This window comes from Thermomicrobiales bacterium (genome assembly GCA_041390825.1).
Taxonomy (GTDB): domain Bacteria; phylum Chloroflexota; class Chloroflexia; order Thermomicrobiales; family UBA6265; genus JAMLHN01.
The window spans coordinates 159,012-181,383 of record JAWKPF010000005.1 but is presented as its reverse complement, the minus strand read 5'-3'; the positions used below and the strand labels follow the sequence as shown (position 1 = coordinate 181,383).

17 protein-coding genes are annotated in these 22,372 nt (G+C 61.6%); 5 read left to right on the top strand and 12 right to left on the bottom strand.

The genetic code is table 11. From position 1 onward, the window contains the following. Nucleotides 1–24: 24 nt before the first annotated feature. On the top strand, nucleotides 25–2,241 hold the full coding sequence (gene ppk1, locus R2855_02055; protein ID MEZ4529789.1) for a polyphosphate kinase 1: 2,217 nt from the start codon (nucleotides 25–27) through the stop codon (nucleotides 2,239–2,241). A gap of 26 nt (nucleotides 2,242–2,267) precedes the next feature. Beyond that, the gene (locus tag R2855_02050) at nucleotides 2,268–2,891 is read left to right on the top strand and encodes a LysE family translocator (GenBank protein MEZ4529788.1); all 624 of its coding nucleotides are present in this window, start codon (nucleotides 2,268–2,270) and stop codon (nucleotides 2,889–2,891) included. 4 nt (nucleotides 2,892–2,895) lie between these two features. Here R2855_02050 and R2855_02045 read toward each other — a convergent pair whose 3' ends face one another. Continuing rightward, nucleotides 2,896–3,150, bottom strand: a complete 255-nt coding sequence (locus tag R2855_02045; protein ID MEZ4529787.1) for a hypothetical protein — start codon at nucleotides 3,148–3,150, stop codon at nucleotides 2,896–2,898. A gap of 24 nt (nucleotides 3,151–3,174) precedes the next feature. Beyond that, on the bottom strand, nucleotides 3,175–4,650 hold the full coding sequence (locus R2855_02040) for a M81 family metallopeptidase (protein ID MEZ4529786.1): 1,476 nt from the start codon (nucleotides 4,648–4,650) through the stop codon (nucleotides 3,175–3,177). 229 nt (nucleotides 4,651–4,879) lie between these two features. Between R2855_02040 and R2855_02035 the strand changes: the two genes are divergently transcribed. Then, nucleotides 4,880–6,058, top strand: coding sequence for an extracellular solute-binding protein (locus R2855_02035; protein ID MEZ4529785.1), 1,179 nt, complete (start codon nucleotides 4,880–4,882; stop codon nucleotides 6,056–6,058). A gap of 85 nt (nucleotides 6,059–6,143) precedes the next feature. Here the strand turns inward: R2855_02035 and R2855_02030 are convergent, their stop codons facing one another. Genes R2855_02030 through R2855_02015 form a run of 4 tightly spaced genes read right to left on the bottom strand, consistent with a single transcriptional unit; the run spans nucleotide 6,144 to nucleotide 11,707 of the window. Beyond that, nucleotides 6,144–7,577: an NHL repeat-containing protein gene (locus R2855_02030; protein ID MEZ4529784.1), complete on the bottom strand. Its 1,434-nt coding sequence runs from the start codon at nucleotides 7,575–7,577 to the stop codon at nucleotides 6,144–6,146. Then, nucleotides 7,558–8,766, bottom strand: a complete 1,209-nt coding sequence (locus R2855_02025) for a hypothetical protein (protein ID MEZ4529783.1) — start codon at nucleotides 8,764–8,766, stop codon at nucleotides 7,558–7,560. Before R2855_02025 ends, R2855_02030 begins: the two co-directional genes overlap by 20 nt. Before the next feature lies 1 nt (nucleotide 8,767). Next, nucleotides 8,768–9,061, bottom strand: coding sequence for a hypothetical protein (locus R2855_02020; GenBank protein MEZ4529782.1), 294 nt, complete (start codon nucleotides 9,059–9,061; stop codon nucleotides 8,768–8,770). A 24-nt stretch (nucleotides 9,062–9,085) separates the two neighbouring features. After that, nucleotides 9,086–11,707 (bottom strand): TIGR03663 family protein, encoded by a 2,622-nt coding sequence (locus R2855_02015; protein MEZ4529781.1) that lies wholly within the window; start codon nucleotides 11,705–11,707, stop codon nucleotides 9,086–9,088. A gap of 354 nt (nucleotides 11,708–12,061) precedes the next feature. Here R2855_02015 and R2855_02010 point away from each other — a divergent pair, with 354 nt between their 5' ends. After that, nucleotides 12,062–13,279 (top strand): ammonium transporter, encoded by a 1,218-nt coding sequence (locus tag R2855_02010; protein MEZ4529780.1) that lies wholly within the window; start codon nucleotides 12,062–12,064, stop codon nucleotides 13,277–13,279. A 114-nt stretch (nucleotides 13,280–13,393) separates the two neighbouring features. Here the strand turns inward: R2855_02010 and R2855_02005 are convergent, their stop codons facing one another. The 5 genes from R2855_02005 to R2855_01985 form a co-directional block, all read right to left on the bottom strand. Then, nucleotides 13,394–13,879 carry a flavin reductase family protein gene (locus R2855_02005; protein ID MEZ4529779.1) on the bottom strand — a complete coding sequence of 162 codons (486 nt, stop codon included), beginning with the start codon at nucleotides 13,877–13,879 and terminating at the stop codon, nucleotides 13,394–13,396. A gap of 6 nt (nucleotides 13,880–13,885) precedes the next feature. Continuing rightward, entirely contained in the window at nucleotides 13,886–16,315 is a 2,430-nt protein-coding gene (locus R2855_02000; protein ID MEZ4529778.1) for a 1-deoxy-D-xylulose-5-phosphate synthase N-terminal domain-containing protein, read from the bottom strand. An 88-nt stretch (nucleotides 16,316–16,403) separates the two neighbouring features. Beyond that, nucleotides 16,404–17,204, bottom strand: a complete 801-nt coding sequence (locus tag R2855_01995; protein MEZ4529777.1) for a glutaminyl-peptide cyclotransferase — start codon at nucleotides 17,202–17,204, stop codon at nucleotides 16,404–16,406. Between the two features lie 13 nt (nucleotides 17,205–17,217). Continuing rightward, a complete protein-coding gene (ftsH, locus tag R2855_01990) occupies nucleotides 17,218–19,293 on the bottom strand; it encodes an ATP-dependent zinc metalloprotease FtsH (protein MEZ4529776.1) in 2,076 nt (691 codons plus the stop codon). Nucleotides 19,294–19,575: 282 nt separating this feature from the next. Continuing rightward, nucleotides 19,576–19,920: a hypothetical protein gene (locus tag R2855_01985; GenBank protein ID MEZ4529775.1), complete on the bottom strand. Its 345-nt coding sequence runs from the start codon at nucleotides 19,918–19,920 to the stop codon at nucleotides 19,576–19,578. A gap of 64 nt (nucleotides 19,921–19,984) precedes the next feature. On the opposite strand from R2855_01985, the gene R2855_01980 reads away from it, so the two are divergent. After that, nucleotides 19,985–21,220: an FAD-dependent oxidoreductase gene (locus R2855_01980; GenBank protein MEZ4529774.1), complete on the top strand. Its 1,236-nt coding sequence runs from the start codon at nucleotides 19,985–19,987 to the stop codon at nucleotides 21,218–21,220. 128 nt (nucleotides 21,221–21,348) lie between these two features. On the opposite strand, the gene rsgA is transcribed toward R2855_01980, so the two are convergent. Beyond that, complete coding sequence (rsgA, locus tag R2855_01975; protein MEZ4529773.1) at nucleotides 21,349–22,293, bottom strand: ribosome small subunit-dependent GTPase A; 945 nt, start codon at nucleotides 22,291–22,293, stop codon at nucleotides 21,349–21,351. Between the last annotated feature and the right edge of the window lie 79 nt (nucleotides 22,294–22,372).

Below are 22,372 nucleotides of genomic sequence, written 5' to 3'. Positions count from 1 at the left end.
TTCGGTTCTGGGGGGTACCCATCCGTGACCGCGCGACGCTCGAACAAGAAAGACCGGGAGCGTCCCTCCGTTTCCACGGTGAGCGTGCCGGACGTCAACGGTGCAAATCCGGCTCATCGGTTACACGTGCTCACGCCCGACTCGCTCCCCGCGCTGTCCTCCGAGCTGTTCATCAACCGCGAGCTGAGCTGGCTCGATTTCAATGCCCGCGTGCTGGCCGAGGCACGCGACCCCCTGGTTCCGCTCCTCGAACGCGCCAAGTTCATCGCCATCTTCTCGTCGAATCTGGACGAGTTCTTCATGATTCGCGTGGCCGGGGTGCTGCGCAAGATCAATGCCGGCGTGACCGAGCCAACGGTCGACGGTCGAACGCCAACTGCGCTTTACCTCGCCATCCGTGAGCGCACCCGCCGGTTGCAATACGAGCAAACGAACATTCTGTTGAAAGAGCTCTTGCCAGAGCTCCGGCGCAACGGCATCGAGATCTCGACTTTCGCTGACGTCACCGAAGCCGAGCGCGCGTCACTGAATGACTTCTTCCACCGCGAAGTCTTTCCGGTCTTGACGCCACAGGCGATCGACCACGCCCGCCGGTTCCCGCATATCTCCAACGACAGCATGAGCTTGATCGTGCTGCTTCGATCGGGCGGCGCGGACAAGCTGGCGCGCGTCAAGCTGCCGAAAGTGCTCCCGCGTCTGGTGCGAATCCCGGATCAGGCCGATTCGAACACCATTCGCTTTGTCTGGCTGGAAGATCTCATCACCGCCCATCTCCACTCGCTCTTCCCGGGACACCAGGCAATCGAGGCGTATCCATTCCATCTCACGCGTGATTCGGATATCGAAATCGACGACGACGAGGACGCGCACGACCTTCTGGCGGCCATGCGAGAGCTGCTGTCCGAGCGAACATTCGGATCGGTCGTCCGCCTGATGGTGGATACGCGCATGCCCGCATCGGTCGTGAACTGGCTCCTTTCCCAGCTCGGCGCGACCGAACGCGAGCTCTATGTCACCGAAGGACCGCTCGCGCTCGAAGACATGATGGAGCTGCTGCGCATCGAGCGCCCCGATCTGAAGGACCCTCCGGCGACGCCCGCGACACTCGGCGGCAACCCTGATCTGGGCGCATGGGGCGTTCCGGATATCTTCGCGGCGATTCGCGAGCAGGACATCCTCGTCCACCATCCGTATCAGAGCTTTGCCATCTTCACCGACTTCTTGAAAGCGGCATCGACCGATTCCGAGGTAGTCGCGATCAAGCAGACCCTCTATCGGATCGGCCGAGACTCTCCCTTGATCCCTGCGCTGATCGAGGCGCGTGACGACGACACGCAGGTCGCCGTGCTCGTCGAGCTCAAAGCGCGCTTCGACGAGGAAAACAACATCAGCTGGGCGCAGCAGCTCGAGCATCATGGCGTCCATGTCGCCTATGGCATCGCCGGGCTCAAGACGCACTGCAAAGTGACGCTCGTCGTGCGTCGCGAGGCCGATGGGCTCCGCCGCTACGTGCATCTTTCGACTGGCAACTACAACGCCGGTACCGCGCGGCTCTACGAGGACTTGAGCATCTTCACGTCAGATGCCGACATTACCAGCGATGTTTCTGAGCTCTTCAATGTGCTGACTGGTTATTCCGAGCAAGAGGAATACCGCAAGATTTGGGTCGCGCCGCGATCGTTGCGTGATCACTTCTTGCGCGCCATCGAACGTGAGATCGTCGCGCACCGCGCGAACGGCAATGGACGCCTCATCTTCAAGATGAACTCGTTGGTCGATCGGGAGCTCATCCGCGCGCTCTACTTGGCGTCGAAAGAAGGCGTGCAGATCGACCTCATCATTCGCGGGGCATGCTGCTTGCGTCCGGGCGTGAAGGGCTGGAGCGAGAACATCCGGGTTCGCAGCGTGATCGGCCGCTTCCTCGAACATAGCCGCCTGTACTACTTTGGCAATGGTGGAAACGATGAGATCTATCTCGGCAGCGCTGATCTCATGGAACGCAATCTCGATCGGCGCATCGAGGTGGTGTTTCCGGTCGAAGACCCGCGCCTGGTCGCATACTTGCGGGATACAGTCATTCCGCTCTATCTGACAGATGTCGAGGATTCCTGGACCTTGGGCAACGATGGCGCCTGGACAATGCTCCGAACGATGGGGGTCGAGTCCCAACATGACGTCCAGGCCGAGATGGTGCAACTCTACACTCGGTCTGGACTGGCGGCCCAACCCTTGACCCACTAGCACGTAACTCGAATCCAGGAATCTGCATGGATCTCTCCCTTGCGCTCAAAGGAGTGCTCATCGGGCTCTCGGTGGCCGCACCGATCGGCCCCATGTCGATGCTCACCATGCGTCGCGCAATCGAGCGCGGTCTCGCCGCTGGTCTTGTTTCCGGTCTCGGTATTGCGTTGGCCGATGCAACCTATGGGGCCATTGCCGCGTTCGGGTTGACGTCGCTTTCCGACCTGTTGATCGACCACCAGCGGATCATTCGGATTGCCGGCGGCATCGCGTTGCTCTTGATCGCCTGGCGCATTCTGCAGAATGCACGCTCACCAGTGGAGGCTCGCACGGAGACAGCGGCCTCGCAGAGCCTGGGGCGCATCGTCGGGTCGATGTTCCTCCTGACGCTCTCCAATCCGACCACTATTCTCTCGTTCGCCGCGATCTTTGGGGGGTTGGGGCTCTCTCTAGGGTCGAGCACCGCCGACTCGGCTCTGCTGGTCGCAAGCGTGTTCGCCGGTTCGATGCTCTGGTGGCTCTTTCTCTGTGGAGTGCTCTCGCGCGTTCGGCACCGGCTCACCCCGACCTGGATCACCCGCGTCGACCTGGCGGCTGGCGTCATCATTCTTGTGATGGCGCTCATTTCACTTGTATCCGGCTTGCGCTAGCGGACTATGCGGGCAGATCGATCCCGCCGTCATCGTCGCTTTCGAACCCGGCAGTAGCAAGCGCGTCGATCACGCCCTGAATCTCGTCACGCAGGTCGATCAGATCGAAGATATCGAGTCCGGCAAGCACTGCGTCGACTTCGGGATCACCCTCATCGGCGCTGGCCGGAACGATGCGGAACTGCACCTCGACGAACCGATCGGCATCGCCGTTCAGATCGCCCGACAGTTCGTCCATGTAGAGATTGAACGTTTCCACGGTTGAGGCCTTTCTGTTGGGAGGCTAGATCTCATCCATTGGCCAGATCGGCCGTGTCAGCCGCTGATACGGAAAGCGAGTGTAGTCGAGCGAGGTCAGCCCAGGGGTATCGACTTCCAGAATTCGTGAAGCGATCGGCATGAACGCACCGCGGAAATGCACAGCTGACTTGAGCGCGATGATCTTGCAGTCAGCTGGCTCGATCCCTTGCGAGCGCAGAATCGCCGTGTCGAGCGACTGCACCCTACGCTCGCAAACGATGACAGTCACCGTATGCCCATAGCGTCCCTGCACGCGCAGCACGGCTGTACGCCCCAGCGTGTCATGCACACCCGCTTCCATTGGACCGTCATAGACGAAATCCCCGTTGCTCAGACGATCAACCGTTGCGACGATGGGAATTGGGTAACCATGCCGCTCATCCGTCTTGCCGCCGAGCATCGTTTCGATGGTTGCGCCTTCGCCCGCCTCGAACGCCAGCGCGACCACGGCTGGGTCGCGGATCGTCGACACGACCGCTCCCTCGGCGCCCAGGTCCATCAGTCCCCAGAGAAGCGACGTTCCGTCCGCGGCGGTCCCGCCACCGGGGTTGTCGCCAAGGTCGGCGAGCACCACCGGGCCAAGCTCGGTCGACATCGCCTCATGGATTGCTTCTTCGACCGTCCAAAGCTCGGTCTTGAACTCTTTGTGGCGGCTCCAAATGTAGTCGGCGATTTCCTGGGCATACGCATCCGCGAGCGTCACGTCACCGTCGGTTACCACGGTCACTGTCATGCCTGGAAACGGACAATCGGCCCATGGAAATGCGAAACAGACGCCAGCAGTCAGCACTCCAGGTCGTGTCTCGATGTCGTGCGCCAGCGCCATGATCGATCTGGTCGGCTCGACTCCCGAGAACTGGCGCGGACCATCGGGAAGCACGGGCAGCTTACGCGATGCCATTATCGGGGCGATCTCGCCGGCAGCCGTGCGCGCTGCGAGCTGCATCGCCTCCTTGCCGCGCTCGGCGTTGTCGATATGCGGATACGTATCGAATGGAATCAGCGCCGTAGGGTTGCTCAGCATCTGCGGACCGACATTTGCGTGCAGATCGAGCGTGGCGAAGATCGGCATGTCGGGACCGGCTGCACGCCGCACCCGCTCCAGAACTGCGCCGTCGCCATCGTCGAACGATTCCGTCACCATGGCGCCGTGCAGATCGAGCACAATGGCATCGGGTCTGCTCGTGCTCATCGACTCCTCGATGGCGCCGACCACGAGCTCGAACACACGATCGGTCACCAGGCCACCCGGAATCGCGCTCGTCGCTATGACCGGGATCAACTCGATACCCAGTTCCTTTGCAGCCGCTACCGCCCCGCCGATGACCGTGTTCGTCCCTGCCAGACCGAGCAATTCGTCACCGCGAAACAATCCGTTCGCTTCGAACTCGTCGAGATCCGTCGGCTTGTCGGCGAAGGTATTGGTTTCGTGGACGATTCCCGCCAGTAACACTCGCATCGTTGAGTCGCACCTTTTCGTTCAATCAGGCCTGATCGGCCAAAATGCTCTCCGGCGGCATTTTGCCAGCTCCAGATTTCACGCGAATCAGGGATACTTTCCACCCCACGATCCGCTATGATCGCTCGGAACGCGGACCGATGTGTCCGTCTATGGATCCGGATGCATTGTTGCATCTGCCGTTTGTGGAGATGGCGGTCGATTCGTGAGGCTTTCCCGACGTTCGGTTATGTCACTCGGAGCTGCGGGGATCGTCACCGGGCTTGCCGGCTGCACCCTGGATGATTCGGAATCGCCAGGAGCGCCGACCAATACCCCTGAGCCGACTCCAACAGCCGAGCTTTCCCCGACGCCCACCCAACCGCCCGTTGCCTCGCCCGTTCCCGGATACGCCGATCCTACTCGCTGGCAGGGCCGCACACTTAACATTGCCGCCTGGGGCGGTGATTACCAGAACGCCCAGAACGAGGCATTCTTCAAGCCATTCGCCGCTGCAACTGGCGCCTCGATCGAAGAGAAGGTTGCCGATATCGGCGCGCTGCGCGATCAGGTCGAATCGGAAGATGTCATCTGGGACGTCATGACCGTACCCATGGAGCAGATGGTTCGACTTGCGCGTGACAGTGTCATCGAACCCATGAACTACGATGTGGTCGACCGCACCCCGCTCTATCCTGACATTGCGCTCGAGTACGGCGTCGGCGTCGCGTATTTTTCGACGACGATGATCTACTCCTTCGATTCGACGGATATCCCTCAGGACTGGGCGGGATTCTGGGATGTCACCGCAGCGACCGAAGGGGAAGACTTGCCACTATCCGAACTGCGGTGCCTGCGGCGCTACCCCATCGGCACATTGGAGTTCGCGCTCCTGGCCGATGGTGTGCCGATCGAGGAACTCTATCCGCTGGACACCGACCGCGCCTTCGCGTCGCTGGACAAGATCCGCGATAACGTTTTGGTGTGGTGGCAGGAAAGCAAGGAGCCGGCCGAACTCGTGGCGGCGGATGCGGTTGGAGCGGCCAGTTGTTGGAACGTGCGCATTCCTCAGCTCGATCTGACCGATGTCGTGCGCATCAATTGGTACCAGGGGATGCTTTCGGCAGACGCATGGATCGTGCCACGCGGCGCGCCCAACCCCGACGTCGCCTTCGACTTCATCAACTACGCGACGCGCGCCATTCCGCAAGCGAACTTCTCGTTACTGGTGCCATACGGGCCGGTCAATATCGATTCCTTCCCGCTGATCCGCAACGATCGGCTCGCCATCCTGCCGAGCGCTCCCGGCAACAAACCGTTGCAGTTCGTCGAGAACTGGAGCTACTGGGCGGAGTACGAAGAACGCCTCACCGTGGAATTCGAGGAGTGGATTCTTTCACCGGAAGGCACTCCGGAGCCAGAGTCGTGACGCCCTTCCTGCATTACGCATGACGAATTGAGCCCGGACGCGATCGCGCGCGGGCTCGTCGATTCTGAGAGGTGGTTCGTTCCGTCTACCCGACAGCGGTCGGCGTCGGCTCCGCGACGGAGGGCGAACCCTCTGCTACCGGCGATGCGATTGGTGATGCCTCGGGAGTGGCCGCGGGCACGTCTTCGATGGCCGGCGGGGCAATCGGCGCGAACTGCAGAACCGCGTTCGCGCTGGCGTCGGTCACCATCATCTGCCCGTTGGCGCCCTGTGTGATGCCAATCGGGCGCTGGAACTGCTCCAATCCGGTGCCGTCCAGGCTGGCAAGGTGGTTGCCTTCGATATCGAAGACCTCGACCGTGCCCGTGGCTGACGAGGTCGCGTAGAGCAGACCGTTGTTGTCGAAGGCCAGGTAAGGCTCGAAGTACGCCTGTCCCTGCCAGGCATCGACGGGCCATTGCTCGATCGGGGTGCCATCCCGCTGGAAGACGCTGATGCGGCCATTGCCAGAGTCGGCCACGTACACCCGTCCATCTGGCCCAATGACGATGCCAACCGGTTCGACGAACTGATTGGGTGCATTGCCAGCACCGCCCCACGAGCGCAGGAAGGTGCCGTCCGGCGAGAAGACCTGCACGCGCTCGTTGCCGGTATCCACTACGAAGATCTCATCGCCGGTCACCGCAATCGAGCGTGGACCGAAGAAGAGACCCGGATCGAGCAGGGCGTCGGGCGAATCGGCCGTGTCTCCGAACGATCCAAACTCGCGGACAGCGTCGCCATTGCTGTTGAGCACGACCACGCGATGGTTCCACGTATCGGCGACATAGATCAACCCGTCGTATCCGACCGCAATGCCAGTGGGGCCGAGACCGTCCTCCGTGGTTCCGAAATTGACCGAACTGTCCAGACCGCCCCAGCTGCCGGCAAACGAGCCGTCGATGCTGAAGCTCTCGACACGATCATTGCCCATGTCGACGACATAGGTGTTGCCAGTGGTGATATCGGCGGCAATTCCGCGCGGATCGTCGAACTGGCCGCGTCCCGCTCCCGGTCCAGGCCGGTCGCTCAGGCTATACGGTCCAGAACTCGGAGACAGCTGATTGGAAATGCGCGGTCCATAGCCGGCGACCGCCGATTCCGGATCGGGGAGCGTAATCCCCTCGCGGAAGAGCAGATATCGCACGCCATCTTCCCAGTGACTGGGAAGGAAGATCCCCTTGAGTACGTTGCCGATCGACGGCGTCGAATACTGCGGCGGGACGCGGTTGCGATAGGGAATCGCTTGCGGCGTGTAGAGCGCCTGATCGATTGCTGCCTGGTCTTGAACAATGACGAGATCGGCGCCGGTCTGACCGGCTGAACCATTGGGAACGATGGTGACGTGCGGGAAGTCGCGGAAGTACCAGCGGAAGGGATTCTTCACGCTCTGTTCGATATCGATCGTGAGCGAATGCCCGCTGGTGGGATCCTCCGGCGAACCGCCGGTCACCGCCAGATCACGCGAAAGATTCGTCATCCTGTTCGCGAATGCGGCCACTGCCTGTGTCGAAGTTCGCTCCGCCAGCAGTTCCGAGCTTCCATCCGCCCGGTAGTAGTTCAGCATGACGGTCGAGCGAATGGTGTAGCACGCCAAGAGCAGGATGACAGCGCCAGCCAGCGCCAGGAGCGGCGTGCGCCATGCCCGCCGTGAACGCGTTCCGGTGTCCTTGTCCGCGCGGGGTAACTGGATGAAGACGAGATATGTCAACGGCGCGACCGCAATGGCAGCGATCATGAGCGCTTCGACTGGCGCGCGTCGAGTCGCTGCTGCTCCCGATCCGGCCGAGCGCGGCGATCAAGGCCAGCACCGCCAGCAACCATCCAAAGATGGTGAGGACCAGCATCGCCGCCTTGCGGCCGGAAATCTCCCGCCAGTCGACGGCTTCCAGCAATGCGCCCGCGCCATAACCGCCCCACAGCACCAACGGCAGGACCACCAGGACCGCCTGCGAGGCCGATCGGCCGGACGAGAAGCTGAAGAGGACGAGCGAGGCAACGAACCAACCGAGGAAGAGCGAGCTCAAGCGCCCCGGGCCCTCCTTACCTTCGACTGCGAATCCAACGAGAGCGCAAACCAGCGCCAGTATCTCGTAGAGCAAGATCACGAGCAGGAAGTACTGGGTCGGAATCGAGCTCTCGCTGGTGACGACCATGCGTCCCCAGCTCGAGATCGTTTCCGGAATGCCTTGCAGCGCGCTGAGCGAACTGAACCCGTGGGTAAAGAAGATGAGCAGTGTTCCAAGGAAGGTCAGGCCGAGGATCAACAGATCATGCATCCCCGAACGCAGCCCATCGACAGCGGTTCGCGCGGCGCCTTCGCCTTTGGAGTCGACCAACCACGCGGCCACGAACCCGACGACCATGCACAAGAGCACCGAAATCGAGGCGGGTCCCGAAGCGAACATGCCACCCAGCCCCAACCCGATGCCGGCGGCCCACCAACCAGATGGGTTTCGCCCATGGTAGAGCAGGCTGACGAGCAAGAGCATCGCGAAAAACGCGATCAGGACAGGAGCTTCCGCGACACGCGAGGCGTAGAGCATGGTCGGCGAGAAGGTCGCCAGCACGGCCATGCCCATCGCTTGCGCGCGGCCAACAAATGGGCAAAGCGCCAGCGCGAGCAAGACAATGCCGGCTCCTGCCAGCGCTGCTACAAACCGAGCCACGCTATCGGTCGCGCCGAAGAGGAACATCGAGCCAGCTTGCGAGCAGCATGGCAGGTTCGAGACGGGTGAGATGCTCTCCCGGCGCCAGCGGGCGACCATCGAGGAACGAGAGCGCCTGGAACGCCCGGTTCGCTTCGCCAGAGGAAAGCGGCACATTGCCCAGGTGGAACATCCGCAACGCGAAGCTGACCAGCGTCAGGACAACAGCGCTCGCCTTCCACCAGGAGACCGAGGTGAGATCGATCGATCGCCCGGCGTCCCGTTCGTATGTGATGTCAGCAGTTGCTTCGGCCACGCGAAACCTTTCTCGGCGGGGAGGCTATTGCGAATAGCGAATCGAATTGAAGAGCGGAATCAGGTCGTTCCGCACATAGAGTTGGAACCCGGTGGTTCCGATCTGCCAGTCGAGATCCCGATACATCAGCAACCGGTAGAGTCGCAGTTGATTGTCGATCTGCTCCTCGCCTTCGATGGTGTCGAAGATCGAGCTCAGAACATCGAACGGTCCGTGTGGCTGATCGCTGGACTCCCAAGCGCTTCGCCCAGGCGGAAGCTCGGGAGCAAGAGCAAACCCTCGGTAGATTTCCTCCGGGAACCACCAGCGCAAGACATAGTCGGTCGCGGTGTAGTTGGAGAGGAACTGCGACGACATCCCGCTGTTCCCGTCCAGCAGAAGAACCGGCGCATTCCCGGGATCCTGGGTGAGCGACGCTCCGATGAAGCGGGCGTTGTCGTAATTGCGCAAGTACCACTGGAACGGCCAGGAGACTTCGCTGTCGTACCAGATTTCCAATCCCTTTCCGCCTGTCAGTTCCTCGGACAGCGCGCCGATTTCGTCCATGACCCGGGTAACATCGGGCGACGTCTGGGTATAGATCAGCATGTCCTGGGGCACATCGCCGTCATGCATGCTCAGGTGCCAACCGGCGTGCACTTGCAGCAGCGAAAGCCCGATCACGACCGCGGCGACCACCGCGAGCGCGGTGCGCTGGATGCCTCTCCAGACCACCCAACCGACGATCAACGCTGCCGAGAGCAGGAACGGCACCGCCAGCCACCACCAATGATCGGCGGCCGACTCTGTTACCACCCGGCGAAGGCGTGTGATCGAGTCATCCGGAACGTCGAGGAACTCACCGTAGGTCAACGGCGCAGCAATCCAGACGAACGCCCCGCCGATCACAAGCAGGCCCGCCGTAAGCGCCCAATCCCGGAGGGTCAAGCCGAGTATGGTCCACTGGCCGGCGGCCTCCTCCACATTGCGATCCTTCGCCCGCAACCCCAGATCGATCAGCGCGCCAACCATCGCTCCGGCAAGCAGTACGCCGGGCAACGAGATGTGCACCACCAACCAGGGCATCTTTTCACCGCCGAACGAGAGTCCGGCGAAGATGGCAAGAAACCAGATCGACATGAAAAGGCGGAAGAAGAGTTGCTTCCCGCCGGAGAATCCCACCAACGAGGCTCCGGAACGGATCATCGTGACGGCCACCAACAACGCGCCAAGCACGCAGACGATGTAGTCGTATTGGGGAAGGAGCAAGATGAAATAGAACCAGGGCTGCTCTCCACGGCGGACATCGTGTTGCCCCAACCAATAGAGCAGCGTCCCGTCTGTATCGATCGTGGACGAGCGCAGCCCCGCCATGTTTGTGAAGAGACTGGTGTAAAGCGGAACGAAGACTGCCAGGTAGGCGAAGATCGCCAGGTAGAGTCCGGTCTTGTCCGCCCACAGTGCGCGCACGGCGCCAGTGACCGAAAAGCCGTCCTCCGGCGTGTAGTAGATTCGTCCGTCCCTGGGCGTGGCCTCGAGGTGGTCGGCGGCGACCTGGTCTGCTTCGATCGCCTGTCCCGGTCGCTTGTGGATCAGCACCCACCAGAGCCCGACCAGAAACGCGATCGTCAGGATTGTCGCGCCAATGATCAGCGGATTGGTCAGGAACATCTTGTAGTAGGCGTTCTGCTGCGCTTGCGTCGGGTTTTCCCAGGGGATATCGAGCAGCTCGTCCTTCGTGGCATGCGGGATCAGCGCGTAGAGCAGCAGCATCCCGATCAGATAGGCGGCGTTCACGCCCAGCAACTCCCAGGCTCTCCGATCGCCGGTGCGTCGGAAACCAGTGAATTGCTCGATCATCAACGCGACATAGAGGAAGCCATAGAAGATCGCGACGATGGCGAAAACGATCTCGTGATTCGTGAAGAGGAACGCGAGCGTCGCTGATCCGGTGATGAGCCAGACCCGGCTGGGGCGATCGAGATAGCGGAAAATGCAGATGAAAAGAAGAAGCGTGCCGCCCAGTGTGTAGATGTCATGCCGGATATAGCGGCTCTGGTAGAGAATGGAGGGCGAGATCAGCATGAAGAAGCTCGCCGCCAGCGCGCCGTACTTGCCCAGAAAGCGCGGAGACCGCAAGAGCCAGGGCATGGCCACCAACAAGACACCAAAGAACGCCGCGCCGTAGCGGGCTGTGGCATCTGTATCGCCAAACAGCAGATAGATCAGCGCTCCGAAATGGAAGAGAAACGGCCCGTGCATGAGCGGGTCGTGGCGATAACCGTCCCCAACGTAGTAGACCCACGAGTAATAGGCGTGTAGCGACTCGTCGTGGTGGAGCGCCTTTTCGCCCAAATTCCAAAAGCGCGTGCCAATGGCAAGCGCGATCATGAGCAGATAGGCGACAGTCTCCCAACTGACTGAGGAGGGCAGCATGCGCCGTTTTGCCGGCGCGGACTTCGCGAAGACGGGCAGGCTGGTCACCTGCGGCGCGGCAACCGCTTCGACCGCCAACGTTTCGGCAACAGGTTCTGCGACCGCGGAACCGCGGCGCCGGCGCGGGACCGGCTGTAGGGAATGCTCCTCGCCGACTTCGTCGCCCTCGTTCGTCGCGCTCACCAGGACCGGCGCTTCATGCAGATCGCCGTTCGATCGATCGTTAGACACCGCACCGCCTTCAGAAAACACAAAAAAGCATGGAACGATAACACCATCCCGCCCCAGGCTCCGGGCGAGTATACGATGGAAGGCTCCGGCGGTCGCTCCATGCAGCTCCGCGCCGCTCCAGTTCGAGCGCAGCTGATTGCCCAGACACTGGATTTGGTCACCGAGCACTAATCAACGATGGATTTGACTGCTCCCGACTGTGCGAAACGCGCATCAGACCATCTGATTCGCTCACGATTTGTTCACATTGAACACAATCAAACACTCAATTCGTTCTTCCGCCACATTTCGATGATGCAATGTGCTCGATACAGTGCGCAGTGTTCATTCGATCCTACCGGCAGGAGGAAGATCGTGGAGCTCAATACCGGAAACACCGCATGGGTTCTCATGTCATCTGCGCTCGTGATGTTGATGACACCAGGGCTAGGGTTGTTCTACGGCGGACTTGTCCGCAAGAAAAACGTGCTTTCGACGCTGATGCACAGCTATTTCATTCTCTGCCTCATCGCCATCGTCTGGGCGCTCTGGGGCTATTCGATCGCGTTCGGCGGCACAGGGCGATTCATCGGCAATCTCGACTACATCGGTCTACGCAACGTTGGTGTGGAACCTGGCGCGACCGGCGTTCCCGCCATGGTCTTCATGTTCTTCCAGATGATGTTCGCCATCATCACAGTGGCGCTCATCTCCGGCGCGTTCGCCGAACGGAAGAACTTCAAGGCCTTCATCGTCTTTGCGATCCTGTGGTCGACATTGGTCTATTCCGTGGTTTGCCACTGGGTATGGGCCGCGGGGGGCTGGCTCCTCGACTACGGCGCAATGGACTTCGCCGGTGGCACCGTGGTGCACATCGCATCGGGGGTCACTGCGCTCATCGCCGCGTTTGTCATTGGCCGCCGCGCCGGAGTCGAGAAGGAAGGCTTCACGCCGCATGACATCCCCATGACCCTGATCGGCGCCGGTCTCCTTTGGTTCGGTTGGTATGGCTTCAATGCTGGAAGCGCGCTCGCCGCGGATGGCCTCGCTGCCAACGCGTTCGTCGCAACGACCCTCGCCGCCGCCGCCGCCGGGCTTGCCTGGGTCGGAATGGCATGGATCCGCACCGGGAAACCGTCGGTATTGGGATGCGGCGTTGGCGCGGTCGCGGGGCTGGTGGCCGTCACTCCAGCTGCCGGTTACGTGAGCCCGCTCTCCTCGATCGCCATCGGATTGGTTGGCGGCATCGTCTGCTTCTTCGCGGCGGAGCTGATCCGAGCCGGCGGCCAGGTGGACGATGCGCTCGACGTATTTGCCGTGCATGGCGTCGGCGGCATCTGGGGAGCGTTGGCCACTGGCATCTTTGCTGATGCGTCCCTCAATGGAATCGGCTCGGATGGACTGCTCTACGGCAATCCGGAACAACTCGTGAAGCAAATCGTCGCGGTGGTCGCAGTCATCGCCTATGTCTCGGTGGTCAGCTTCGTCTTGCTCAAGATCGTGAATGCGGTCTTCGGGCTCCGCGCATCCGAGGATGCGGAGTCCGCTGGTCTCGATCTCTCCCTCCACGGCGAGACGGCCTATCAAATGTAGGGGGATCGACGTTCGATCCGCTCCGTGGCAGCCGGCGACTCATGTCGCCGGCTGCTGTCGCGTCGTCGAGAACGCGGCGAGGCAATCGGTCGACCCACAAGCACGCGCGTCCGGTTAGCCAAAATGACGAAAACCGGCAGCCGCCATCGTCAGTGGCTCGCCATCGCCAAAGAGACGCGCTTCGACGACTTCTGCAACGAGGACGATCGAGTCGCCAGCATTGACATACTCGCGGATCTCGCACGCCAGCGCGCCCAGACTGTCCGCCAAGGCGAGGCCGCCCGACTCCATGGAGACGACGTCGAGCGCGAACACGTCGATCTTGTCACCGACGCGGATTCGTGGGCGGCCGAGATTACCGGCCAGTTCTCGCTGATCGTCTCGAAATGGACCGATGACGAATCGCCCACTCGCTTGCATCAACGGCAGCGTCGAGCTTGCCTTCTCGACCGACAGCATGAGCATCGGTGGATCGAACGACGCCTGGCTCACCCAATTCGCGGTGAAAATGCCCCGTTCACCGTCAAGCTCCGACGTCACCCAAAACAAGCCATAGGTGAATGAGCGCAACAGTCGCTTTCGTGCGTCGGGATCCAGCATGGCGGCTCAGCCCCGCGCTGCTGCCCCAAGCTCCAGCGAGAGCATCGCCGCATTGACGATCTGGTCGGCGTCGATGCCGGTCTGGTGGTAGAGATCGGCTCGCGTGCCCGACTGGCCGAACTCGTCCACTCCCAATGGCACCACCGGCACACCAAAGACCGAGCCGAGGAAGCTCATGGCATGGGAGGCGCCGTCTTGCACGGTCACGATGGGCGCGCGTCGTTCATCGAGCGGTATCAGCGTTTCCAGATGCCCCAGGTCGAGTGTCGCGCTGGCGTCGCGCAACAGCGCCCGGCGCGAGTCTTGCAAGCTGGCGAAGAGCTTGTCCGCGCTGGTGGTGACAATCACGTTCGCCGCAACGCCTTCTTCGTGCAACCGGTGTGCCGCTTCGATCGCTTCCGGCGCCATGATGCCGCCAACGAAAATGTTGACCGCGTCCGATGCCGGCAATTCGGGGGCATGGATGGTGCGGTCGATCAGGCGATAGCCGCCTGCCAGCACCTGTCGCCGCAGCTCGGCTTCGCCGAAACGCGCCAGCGGCTCCTGAATCAGTGCCTGGTCGACCGGCTTGGTCGAGAGTCGCAAGTAGGTGGACAGCCCATGCTCTCGATCGCTGACCTGCGCAATCGCTTCGAGCAGGATCCATTCCAACTCGGTCGCGAACGCGGGTTCGTAGAGCACAAGACCGGGCAGCTCCATCCCGATCGAGGGTGTGATCGTGCTTTGGTGGGCGCCGCCTTCCGGGCTGAGCGAAACGCCCGCCGGGGTGCCGGCGAAGATCATCTTCGACCCCACATAGAGGCTGTAGATGAGCGCATCGAGACCGCGACAAACGAACGGGTCGTACACCGTTCCAATGGGGATGAGATGCTGACCCGTCAGTTCATATGAGAGCCCGAACTGCCCCAGGCACATGAAGAGATTCATCTCGGAAATGCCGAGCTCGATGTGATGCCCTTCGGGCGACGGATGCCACTTCAGCATCTGCTGGCCGCCGATCTCATAGACCGGGCCTTCTTCGAAGGCGAAGACGCCGGCTTTGTTGATCCAGCCCGAGAGATGGGTCGAGGTGGCAACGTCAGGAGACATTGTCACCAATCGATCTCGCACGGCTTCGATATCGGCCAACCGGGCCAGGGCACGGCCCAACGCCTCCTGGGTGGACGTCGTTTGCGGATGCCGCGCATCCAGAGTGGAAGGCAGCGTCGCAGGATCGAACACCGGGCCTGCCTCGCGGCTCACAGTCAGGCGGTCGGCCGCCGCGCGGGCCAGTTGCCAGGCGGCGGAATTCTCAGGCAGCCCTGCCCAGACATCTTCGATGCCATCGCCCAGGGTCGGCAGCAACGCATCCATTTGCGACTGAGTCAGCAGCAGCGAGTGATTGAGCGGATCGCCTGCCATCGGCAATCCCCACCCCTTGACGGTATAGGCAAACACGACCGCAGGTGCGTCCACCACCGCGTCTGCCTGGTGGAACACCTCGATGAGTTTCGGCAGGTCATGTCCACCGAGATTGGCTATCAGCTCACGCAAATCGTCGTCTGGTGTGGATTTCAGAGAACGAAGAATGTCTGCGCGATAGGCGGCATCGGCCACCGCGGAAATGCGCGAGCGAAGCTCGGCGCCATCCTTGAGTCGAATGAGGGCTTGATACTCCTCATTGCTCATTTCGTCGATGCGTCGTCGGAGCGCGCTCCCACCAGGTCCAGCCATTGCCGCTTCGAGCTGGGTGCCGTACTTCGCTTCGAAGACCTTCCACCCCGCGCCAGCGAAGAGCGCCTTCAGCCGATCGGCGCGCACCCCCGGAATGACCCGGTCGAGGCTCTGACGGTTGAGATCGACGATCCAGATCACGTTGCCAAGACCGCGGATTGCTTCCTCGGCAACCGTTTCCCAGACGTTTCCTTCATCCAGTTCGGCGTCGCCCATCAGTGCGACGAAGCGGCCAGAAGTAACGGCGTCTTCGCCCCAGTGGAGCTGGGCATACCTGCTGGCAAGCGCGGCATAGACCGGCGCGACAGCGCCAAGCCCAACCGAGCCGGTCGAGAAATCGACCGGATCCGGGTCCTTGGTGCGGCTGGGATACGCCTGCAGGCCCTTGTATTGCCGAAGGGTTGGGAGATAGTCCCGATCCAGATTGCCGAGCAAGTACTGGGCGGCGTGATACGCCGGCGAAGCGTGGGGCTTGATCGAAACGCGGTCACCCGCTCGCAGGAAATTGAAGTAGAGCGCCGTCATGATCGAGATGACCGAGGCGGACGACGCCTGGTGGCCACCGACTTTGGTCTTTTCCGGGTTCGGGCGTACGTTGTTGGCGTGGTGGATCATCTGCGTCGAAAGCCAGAGCATCCGACGCTCGATTGCTTTGAGGGCGTCGAGCTCCTGCGCATCGATGGCGGGGAGCTCGTGGGTAATGTTGACGTCTGCGTCAGCCAACGGAACGATCCTTTCCCGGGGAGAACTCAGCGTTCAATCGCTGTCGGTAGTATGCCCGATTGTGAGCCATTCTCGGATGGGCTGGAAATCAGCTTTCGCTGGCCAAACGGATCTCGAAAAGGGTTGGCCAGAGTTTGCCGGTCACGTAGACCGTTTCGGTCTCCGGGTTCCAGGCGATACCGTTCAAGACGTCGACCGGCTGCCCAGATGCAACCACGTCCTGGGTGAGCGCAGCGAGATCGAGCCAGTCGATCACCGCGCCCGTTTCTGGATCGATCCTGGCAATGAAGTTGGTCTGCCAGACATTCGCCCAGATGACACCATCGATGTACTCGAGCTCGTTGAGATGTGAGATCGGGTTGTCGCCGTCGTGGACGCTGATCTGCTTCGTGACTTCGAATGTCTCTGGGTCCCGGTAGTAGAGCTGGTCGGAGCCGTCGCTCATGATCAGGGACGTACCGTCGTGCGTCAGCCCCCAGCCCTCGGTATCGTAGGTGAATGAGCCCGTTTGCTCGAAGGAATCCCTGTCGTAGACGAAGGCGACACCGGTTTGCCAGGTGATCTGATAGATCGAATCGCCAAGCACGGTGACGCCTTCGCCAAAGTACTCGCTGTCCAGTTGGCGCCGCTCTAGCACTGCTCCGGTTTCCAGATCGACCAACCGCAGCTCGGAACGCCCGTTCAGACCGGTGCCCTCATAGAGTTGTCCGTCGACGAGAATCAATCCCTGGGTGAACGCAGCGGGGTCATGCGGATACTCGTTCACGACCTCGTAGGATCGAACAGGGGCAACCGGAATGATCGTGGGAGCTTCGGCGACCACGGTCGCAACCATGGCCGCTCCTGCAATGAGACTGAGAAGGAGCGCGGCGATGCGCTGCCAAACCACGTTCCGGCTCGCCTTACTCGGCCGCCCCGATTGGGGAGCCATTGAGATCGACGCTCACGCGCTGTTCTTCGACAGCGCCATCGAGCGAAATCGGCTCGTCGGGAGCGTCGCCGGGACGAGGACCGAGAATCGCAGTGACCTCAGTGGCATCGAGCGTTTCCTTTTCCAGCAAGGCCTGCACGAGCAGTTCGAGCTTGTCCCGGTTCTCGCTCACCATCCCGATCGCGCGGCCGAGTGAGCTCTCCACCAGCTCGCGCACGGCCTGATCGAGCCGGGTTGCGGTCGCATCGGAAAACGCTTTCTCCTGGACGATCTCGCGACCGAGGAAGACATGCTCCTCACCCGTGCCAAGATAGACCGGGCCGACATCCTCGCTCATACCCCAGAGGCCGACCATGCGGCGAGCAAGCGCCGTCGCCTGTTTCAGGTCGCTTTCGGCACCAGTCGTGATTTCGTCGAACACCACGATCTCCGCTGCTCGCCCACCCAGCGCGGTGTCGATGCGCCCGAGGAGGTAGGTCTTGGAGACGTTGTACCGATCTTCCTCTGGCGACTGAATCGCCACACCGAGCGCGCGGCCGCGTGGAACGATGCTGACCTTGCGCAGCGGGTCGGTGCCAGGTGTCAGGTGCGCGATCAGCGCGTGGCCGCCTTCGTGATACGCGATCACCTTGCGGTCGTCGTCGTTCATGATGGCCGCGCGCACGGTTCCCAGCAGGACCTTGTCGAGCGCGTCCTCGAAGTCGCTCTTGTCGATGAGCTTCTTGTTGCGTCGAGCGGCGGTCAGAGCAGCCTCATTGACCAGGTTCGAAAGATCGGCGCCTGAGAAGCCGGTGGTTCCCTTCGCGAGACTTGAAATATCGACATCGGCTGAGAGCGGAATACCGCGCGAGTGGATCTTGAGGATCGATTCTCGGCCCGCCCGGTCTGGCAGCCCGATCGTCACCTGCCGGTCGAAGCGGCCAGGGCGCAGCAGCGCGGGATCCAGCACGTCGGGACGGTTGGTGGCCGCCATGATGATCACTTCCTGGTTGGTGTCGAATCCATCCATTTCGACCAGGAGCTGATTGAGCGTCTGCTCGCGCTCGTCGTTGGAGCCACCGAGCCCGGCGAACCGCTGGCGCCCAACGGCGTCGAGCTCATCGATGAAGATGATGGCCGGCGAGTTTGCTTTCGCCTTTTCGAAAAGGTCGCGCACCCGGCTGGCGCCGACACCGACGAACATCTCCACGAACTCAGATGCTGAAATGCTGAAGAAGGGAACCCCCGCTTCACCGGCGACGGCGCGCGCCATGAGCGTCTTGCCGGTGCCCGGAGGGCCGACCAGCAACACGCCGCGCGGCAATCGAGCGCCGAGCTGGTGGTATTTCGCGGGATTGCGCAGGAAGTCCACCACTTCCGTCAGCTCGCGCTTGGCCTCTTCTTCACCCGCAACGTCGGCGAACGTCACTTGCGGCCGCTCTGGATCGTGTTGCCTGGCGCGGCTACGGCCAAAACCGAAGACATTCTGTTGGCCGCGCGTCATCTGGCGGCCCATGAAGAGGATCAATCCAAGGAAGAGCAAGATCGGCAAGAAGCTGACCAGCAGGCCGGTCCAGAGTGAGCTGGACTGCTGCTCACCATTCACCACAACGTCCTGGGCGGCGAGCTGATCCATCAGTTGCTGGTTGTTGGTCTGAACAACCGGCGGAATCGTGGCCTTGAGCTGATCGGTTTCGACGTTGTCCGAACCGCTGGCCGTTTCGATCTCCTGGTCGGTCTTGTTCCAGTAGACCGGATCTTCCAGTTCCACCCGAATCGACGAATCGGTGATGGTGGCTTCCTTCACATTGCCAGCGTCGATCTGCGCAGTCACGACCGAATAGGGCACCGAGGTGGTGGACGAATCGGAACGTGGAACAAAGTTCTGGTAGAGATACCAACCGACCAGCGCCAGAATGAGGAGGCCGATCAGCCAGCTCGGAACGCGTGGACGCGTCGAGCCGGGCTCGCCGTCCTTGCCTTCCTTGTTGTCACCGCCACCGCGGTTCCAGACACGATCGATCCAGCTTTTCTGATCGTTTCCGTTCTTTCCTGAGTTGTCTTGCATTCGGTGTGTCCATGTAGGTGTAAGCGGTCGGGGAAAAATGGGCAGGATTCGCATCGATACGGCCGCGCTACCAGCGCACGTCCGTCCTGTGCGGCCCCACGTGGGCGCAAGCGCACGCGGTCGATCCGCGAACGCAGTCATCGCAAGGCGAAGACGGCATCCGTCAGAACCTGAAGTATATACGCCGCCCGATTCCCATCCTACCCCCGAATGGAGCAATTCTTCGCGCTTCTCATCCGCTTTTCGATGGTCTGTGAGGATTCGGGGCGCGTTTCGATGGCTTTACTCGGGATCATCGGTGATGAGGCGCCACCACGCGGGAACCGACCAGGGATCTTCTTCCTCGTGCGCGAAGCCAATCCATTCCACTTTGCCGGATGCCCGCAATGCGGCCGGAATCACCTGCCCGTGTATGACCAGCCGCGCGTTGTTCTCGTTTTCACCCCATTCGGATATGGCCTGCTGGTATGCGATCTCGCTCTGAGGATCGAGGTGCATGACCTCGATGAACTGGGTGGTGGTGAACTCGTCCGCTTCGACCCGCTCGAGCAGCGAGCGGACATATGGGGTCAGAAAGACGATCAGCTCGTCGACCTTGTCGTTGGAAACTTGTCGTCGTTCACGCATCGTGCACATCCCACTCGTCGGCGTGCTGCTTCCGGGCCGTAGAATCCGCCCAGGAGGAAACGCCATGTCGCTCGAAACCAGCTCGAATTCGTTCCCGGCCACCGCAGAAGCCGTTGTTATCGGCGGCGGGGTCAATGGTCTGTCCGCCGCGTACCAGCTTACCCGCAAGGGGATTCGACCGGTCGTTCTGGAACGCGCGCATATCGGCGCGGGAGCCACCGGCAAGTCGGGCGCGCTCGTGCGCGCGCACTACACCAATCCGCAGGAGACACAGCTCGCGCTGGCCAGCATGCGTATCTTCCGTGGCTGGGCCGAGCAGGTCGGAGCCGGCGATCCCGGGTTGGAACAGGTCGGCTTCCTGCGCCTCGTCTCCCCGGACGACGAAGAAGCGCTGCGCAGGAATGTCGCGATGCAACGCGAACTGGGCAGCGACACCATGATCGTGACCCGCGACGAAATCGCGTTCATCGAACCGTTCATCGACACCAGCGACATCACGGTCGCCGCATACGAACCGTCTTCCGGGTTCGCCGATTCGAATGCGACGGCCTTTGGTTTTGCGCAGGCCGCCTCGAAGCGAGGTGCGACGATCCTGACGGGTGTGGAAGCGACCCGCATCGTCACCGAAGGAGGCAAGATCACCGGGGTCAAGACGACACATGGGGCCATCGCGACTCCCATCGTCCTGGTCGCCGCCGGGGCGTTCGCAAACCGCCTGCTGCTGCCACTGGATATCGATCTCGGGCTCTTTCCTCGCCGGTCTCGCGTCGTGATCTTCCGTCACCCCTACGATCTGCCAACCAATCGTCGGCACCGTGTGGTGATCGATTCAGTCAACAGTGCCTGGATTGCCCCGGTCACGCCGACGAGCACACTGATTGGCGTCACGGTGGGAGACCGGGACGGCACCGATCCGACAGATTTCGAGGAGACGCTGGAGCAGTCATACATCGATCTTGCCCGGCGCACGCTGGCTCGACGGTTTCCGGCCTTCGCGAACTCGACCATGCGTGGCGGCTGGACGGGTGTCTATATGCAGAGCCCAGACGGTCATCCGATCATCGACAAGCTGGATCAGATCGACGGACTGTTTGTCATGGCGGGAGACAGCGGCACGTCATTCAAGACTGCACCGGCTATCGGGTCGTGTTGCTGCGATCGCCGATGGCGAACCACGCTTCATGGACATGACGCTATTCCGTGCCAGCAGATTCGCGAAGGCAAAACCCGGATCGACGAGTTTCACAATACGGCGAGTCGCCGGAAGAGTCGATCGTGCGGTGAGAGTCCGGGGCTTTGAGTCCGGAGTCCAAAGTCCAGGGTCCAGTGCCACTCGACACACTCCACACCGGACCATTCACGACTGGCCACTGACGACTGACAACTGGCTACTGACAACTGACAACTGACAACCGACAACCGTCTCACCTAGTCCCGATCGCGCTGGAGCGCCGCGTAACTCTCGTAGCGCTCCGGGGAAACGGACCCGGCGGCGACGGCATCGAGCACGGCGCATCCGGGTTCGGTCAAGTGACGGCAATCGGCATAGAAACACTGCCCGAGATAGGGCAGGAACTCCCGGAAGCGCTGGTCGAGCAGTTCGGGAGCAACCCCGTGCATGGCGAGCGAGCGAATCCCCGGCGTATCGGCCACGAACGTCGTACTGTCCAGATTGATGAGCTCAGCCGAAGTCGTCGTATGTCGGCCTTTGCCGGTGGCGTCAGAAATGGCGCCGACATCGCGAACCCGTTCGGCCCCGAGCGCGTTGAGAATGCTCGATTTCCCGACACCGGACGGACCGGTAAGCACGGTCGTCTTGTCCTGCAGGGCTGCGCGTAGCTCGGGAATGCCGGCGCCGCTGCGTGCGCTGAAGTAGAAGACCGGATAGATCGATTCGTAATCCCCAAAGATCGAGCGGGAGAGAAGTCGACCGTCGGGCAGGGTCTCGTCGAGGTCGATCTTGTTGACCCCGATCATCGCTGTGAGCCCGCGGTCCTCCGCCAGCACCAGGAATCGGTCGAGCATGCGGCGATGCGGCTCAGGATGGCGAACGGCAAAAACGAACAAGGCTTGATCGAGATTTGCCAGCAGGATCTGGTCGCTGACTGTCGAACCCCGTTGCGGCCGGGTGAGCACCGATCGCCGTTCGGCCACCGATTCGATACGCGCCTCTCCATCCCCAACATCGACGATCTGCACCCTGTCGCCCACAACGACCGGGTCAGAAAGCTGGCGTCCTCGCTTTATCGAACCCTTCGGCGTCGCCAGCCAGACAGCGCCCGTGTCCGGCACTTCCACCGTGAACCATTTGCCATGGGCACGCACAACCACACCCTCCATGAGGGTGGCACTCGTTTGTTCCGTGCTGCTCATGCGGGGGCCATCCGCCCAATCAACTGGTCATCATCCTAGCCAAACTGACAGGTCCTCTTTTCCTCGCTTCGAGGGGAGT

Coding starts and splice junctions, on each gene's coding strand:
- R2855_02050 (MEZ4529788.1), top strand. CDS start 2,268: ATGGATCTCTCCCTTGCGCTCAAAGGAGTGCTCATCGGGCTCTCGGTG.
- R2855_02040 (MEZ4529786.1), bottom strand. CDS start 4,650: ATGCGAGTGTTACTGGCGGGAATCGTCCACGAAACCAATACCTTCGCC.
- R2855_02035 (MEZ4529785.1), top strand. CDS start 4,880: ATGTCACTCGGAGCTGCGGGGATCGTCACCGGGCTTGCCGGCTGCACC.
- R2855_02030 (MEZ4529784.1), bottom strand. CDS start 7,577: ATGACGAATCTTTCGCGTGATCTGGCGGTGACCGGCGGTTCGCCGGAG.
- R2855_02005 (MEZ4529779.1), bottom strand. CDS start 13,879: ATGCTGGATCCCGACGCACGAAAGCGACTGTTGCGCTCATTCACCTAT.
- ftsH (MEZ4529776.1), bottom strand. CDS start 19,293: ATGCAAGACAACTCAGGAAAGAACGGAAACGATCAGAAAAGCTGGATC.
- R2855_01985 (MEZ4529775.1), bottom strand. CDS start 19,920: ATGCGTGAACGACGACAAGTTTCCAACGACAAGGTCGACGAGCTGATC.
- R2855_01980 (MEZ4529774.1), top strand. CDS start 19,985: ATGTCGCTCGAAACCAGCTCGAATTCGTTCCCGGCCACCGCAGAAGCC.
- rsgA (MEZ4529773.1), bottom strand. CDS start 22,293: ATGAGCAGCACGGAACAAACGAGTGCCACCCTCATGGAGGGTGTGGTT.